Source organism: Methylobacterium sp. E-066, assembly GCF_022829635.1.
GTDB lineage: Bacteria > Pseudomonadota > Alphaproteobacteria > Rhizobiales > Beijerinckiaceae > Methylobacterium.
Window position 1 is genome coordinate 1 of sequence record NZ_JAKSYO010000184.1, and the last position, 387, is coordinate 387.

Here is a 387-nt window from a genome sequence, read left to right on the forward strand (position 1 = left end):
ATGAGGGGGGCGCGGCCATCACGGTCGCGGCGGCCCGCGGCACCCGGGCCTCGGGGGGCTTCGGCGGGGCCGGGGCCTCGTCGATGGCCAAGGCGGTGCCGAGAAGATGGCCCTGCACCAGCAGGGCGGCCGCAATCAGCAGAGCCGCCAGAAGCGGTCGGAGAGATGTGGCGCTCTCGCCGCTCAAAGCGGGTGACGAAGGCACATATCGAGTTGCGACGGCCGCAACGGGCTCCCTCTCCCGCACGGGAGAGGGTTGGGGTGAGGGACGAGGGTCGTCCGGAGAGGTCGCATCCCTCACCCTGTCCCTCTCCCGCACGGGAGAGGGGACCCGCGCCGCAATCGGCATCGTGTGAGTCTGGTCATCCACCGAGCGAGGCGGACGCG

General features: G+C 71.8%; 1 protein-coding gene. It reads right to left on the bottom strand.

The genetic code is table 11. The features are described 5' to 3' along the window. Positions 1-187: hypothetical protein (locus MKL20_RS27425; protein WP_244039323.1), on the bottom strand; the 187-nt coding region annotated here is incomplete at its 3' end. Positions 188-387 lie beyond the last annotated feature (200 nt).